General features: G+C 69.7%; 3 protein-coding genes. 1 reads left to right on the top strand and 2 read right to left on the bottom strand.

Annotation, left to right across the window (positions count from 1 at the left end; all coding sequences use genetic code 11):
* On the bottom strand, positions 1 to 1,382 hold a 1,382-nt coding region (locus QH283_RS04700), incomplete at its 3' end, for a HAMP domain-containing protein (RefSeq protein WP_280501784.1).
* A 222-nt stretch (positions 1,383 to 1,604) separates the two neighbouring features.
* Positions 1,605 to 2,453 carry an LLM class F420-dependent oxidoreductase gene (locus tag QH283_RS04695; RefSeq protein WP_280501783.1) on the bottom strand — a complete coding sequence of 283 codons (849 nt, stop codon included), beginning with the start codon at positions 2,451 to 2,453 and terminating at the stop codon, positions 1,605 to 1,607.
* Positions 2,454 to 2,598: 145 nt separating this feature from the next.
* Between QH283_RS04695 and QH283_RS04690 the strand changes: the two genes are divergently transcribed.
* Positions 2,599 to 3,345 (top strand): GntR family transcriptional regulator, encoded by a 747-nt coding sequence (locus QH283_RS04690; protein WP_280501782.1) that lies wholly within the window; start codon positions 2,599 to 2,601, stop codon positions 3,343 to 3,345.
* Positions 3,346 to 3,497 lie beyond the last annotated feature (152 nt).

The following is a 3,497-nucleotide window of genomic DNA, read 5'->3' as shown; positions in this document are numbered from 1 at the left end:
CCCTCGACCTCGGCCTGGCCGCCCAGCCTGCCCTCCGAGCCGACCTCGCGGGCCACGCGGGTGACCTCGGCTGCGAAGGCCGACAGCTGGTCGACCATGGTGTTGATGGTGGTCTTGAGCTCGAGGATCTCCCCGCGCGCGTCGACGTCGATCTTGCGGGTCAGATCGCCCTGGGCGACGGCGGTGGTGACCTGGGCGATGTTGCGGACCTGGTTGGTCAGGTTGTTGGCCATCGAGTTGACGTTGTCGGTCAGGTCCTTCCAGGTGCCTGCCACATTGGGCACCCTGGCCTGGCCGCCGAGCTGACCCTCGGTGCCGACCTCGCGCGCCACGCGGGTCACCTCGTCGGCGAAGGCCGACAGCGTGTCGACCATGGTGTTGATGACCCCGGCCAGCGCCGCGACCTCGCCCTTGGCCTCCACGGTGATCTTCTGGCTCAGGTCGCCGCGCGCGACCGCGGTGGCGACCTGGGCGATGGAACGCACCTGACCGGTGAGGTTGGAGGCCATGACATTGACGTTGTCGGTCAGGTCCTTCCAGGTGCCGGAGACCCCGCGCACGGTGGCCTGGCCGCCGAGATTGCCCTCGGTGCCGACCTCGCGGGCCACGCGGGTCACCTCGTCGGCGAAGTAGGACAGCTGGTCGACCATCGTGTTGATGGTCTCCTTCAGCTCCAGAATCTCCCCGCGCGCGTCGACGCGGATCTTCTGGGTGAGGTCGCCGCGGGCGACCGCGGTGGTCACCTGGGCGATGGAACGCACCTGCGCGGTGAGGTTGTCGGCCATGACGTTGACCGACTCGGTGAGGTCCTTCCAGGTGCCGGACACGCCCTGCACGTCGGCCTGGCCGCCGAGCCTGCCCTCGGTGCCGACCTCGCGGGAGACGCGGGTGACCTCGTCGGCGAACGACGAGAGCTGGTCGACCATGGTGTTGATGGTCAGCTTCAGCTCGAGGATCTCGCCCTCGGCGTCGACGGTGATCTTCTGGCTCAGGTCGCCGCTGGCGACGGCGGTGGCGACCTGGGCGATGTCGCGGACCTGGCTGGTCAGATTGCCCGCCATGGCGTTCACCGAGTCGGTGAGGTCCTTCCAGGTGCCCGACACGCCCGGCACCTCGGCCTGGCCGCCCAGCTGGCCTTCGGTGCCGACCTCGCGCGCCACCCGGGTGACCTCGGAGGTGAACAGCGACAGCTGGTCGACCATGCCGTTGAAGACGGTGGCGATCTCGCCGAGCAGTCCGTCGGCATCGGTCGGCAGCCGGGTGCCGAAGTCGCCGTCGCGCACGGCCGTCAGTCCGGCGAGCAGCTGCCTGAGCTCCACCTGACCGTCCGACTCGGCCTGCTCCGACGTGGTGGCTGCGACTGCCGCCGCTGTTTCCGTCATGACCGTCCTCGTATCGTCATCGGCTCGGACCGAAGGCTTCGGTTCGAGTGGCCGCCGGCCGGACACACAGAGCATCCGGTCGGCGCGGGTTTCCCCGGTCCGCTCCCCGGGCACTCTACGTGTCCGTTTCGCGAGCCGAGCCGGGGGCAGATACCCGAAACGAGCGATGATCAATCAGGGAATCTCAGTGGCGTCAGTCACATTCCGCGCCGCCGATCGGGTTCAGTCGCCGAGGCCGGAGTCGCGCAGCGCCTCGGCCAGCGGTTCCAGCACGGCCGGGTCGTGCGGCGGCGGCAGGTAGATGATGGCCAGTTGCAGCCCGCGCTCCCCCAGCGCCGCGGCCCAGTCCACGACCTCGGAGTAGCCGAGTTCGGGGTCGAGCCGCTTCTGCGCCGACAGCAGGATCTCGTTCGGATCGCGCCCGATGTCGGCGCAGTGGGCGGCGAGCACCTCGCGCTTGCGGGTGAACTCCTCCGGGGTGCCCCCGACGAAGTTCCAGTGCTGGGCGTAGCGGGCGGCGATGCGCAGGGTGCGTTTCTCGCCGTTGCCGCCGATGCAGATCGGCGGATGCGGGCGCTGCGGGCCCTTGGGGTTGTTGCGGGCCTCGGTGAGCCGGTAGTACTTGCCCTCGAAGGTGGTGGTCTCCTCGGTGAGCAGCCCGACGAGCACCTCGCAGGCCTCCTCGAAACGGTCGAAACGCTCGGTGACGGTGCCCAGTTCGATGCCGTAGGCGCCGGACTCCTCCTCGTTCCAGCCTGCGCCGACGCCGAGTTCGAGGCGGCCGTCGGAGATGATGTCCAGGGTGGCGGCCATGTTGGCCAGCACCGCCGGATGCCGGTAGTGCACGCCGGTCACCATGGTGCCCAGCCGCAGCCGGGTGGTGGCCTGCGCGAGCGCGGTCAGGGTGGTCCAGCCCTCCATGCACGGTCCGGTGGAGTCGGAGAAGATCGGATAGAAGTGGTCGAAGGTCCAGCCGGACTCGTAGACGTCGATCTGGTCGGCGGCCCGCCACACCGCCAGCATGTCGGCCCAGGTGGTGTCCTGCGGTGAGGTCTTGAAAGCGAATCGCATCAGCCCAGGCTAGGAGTTGGAGCGCACTCCAAGTCCAGCCGAAACGCCCGGTCCGAGAAATGGGTCACAGCGAGGACCTTCGGCGCGCCGAAGGCGACGATCGGGCCTAGCATTCCGAGTCATACGGTCCACCGAGGAGTCGCCCATGGCCGCCCCCCTGTCCGATCACGGTGGCCCCGCCCGGCACCCGCGCGCCGTCGGAGGTTCGGCGCGCTCCCGCCAGCGTTCGGCGCGGGTCGTCCACCAGTTGCTGCGCTCGTCCATCAAGAGCGGAATGCTCACCGAGGGTGAGCAGTTGAACGAGGAGGCGCTGGTCGAGCGCCTCGATTCCACGCGCGCCTCGGTGCGCACCGCCCTGCAGATGCTCTCCGACGAGGGCCTGGTCACACGCAGGCGCAAGGTCGGCACCGTGGTGCACAGCATGCCGGTGCAGCTGCCGGTGCAGGACGTGGTCGGCGACCCGGCGACCGACCAGCTCGAGTACCTGTTGCAGGACGTGCAGCTGATCCCGGCGCACAGCCTGATCAAGGCGCGCATGCCCGACAGCGGCGACCGCATCCGGCTGCTGGACTATCTCATCCGCCGCGACGGCACCCCGATCGGCACCCTGGTGGCCTTCCAGGTGAACCCGAACGTGGCGCTCATGCCACACACCCCGGCCATGGACCACATCGCGCCGATCTTCGAATCGCAGTACGGCAAGAAGTTCGGCCGGATGGACACCTGGATCGACGCGGTGGTCGCCGACGCCGCCACCGCGCGCAGGCTGGAGATCGAGCCGGGGTCGATCCTGCTGGTGCGCGACCAGGTGCTCGCCGACGAGGACGGCACGATCCACGAGTTCGCCTACGCCCACTATCGGGCGGACATGGTGTCGTTCCGCTCCAGCTGAGCGCTCGGCGCGTGCGCTGAGTCCGAGCGCCGGGCGGGCACTGCCCGCGTCCGCCGGACACGGGGTTTTGGCCCGGGGGGGTGGGGGGTGAGGGGGGCACCCCCGGGGGGGGGGGGGGGGAGACGAGGGGGGGGGCCCCGCCCAACCAGTAG

The sequence above is a fragment of the Nocardia farcinica genome (genome assembly GCF_029867845.1).
In the GTDB taxonomy this organism is placed as follows: domain Bacteria; phylum Actinomycetota; class Actinomycetes; order Mycobacteriales; family Mycobacteriaceae; genus Nocardia; species Nocardia farcinica_A.
The sequence above is the reverse complement of the archived record's forward strand: the minus strand, read 5'-3'. Positions and strand labels throughout refer to the sequence as shown.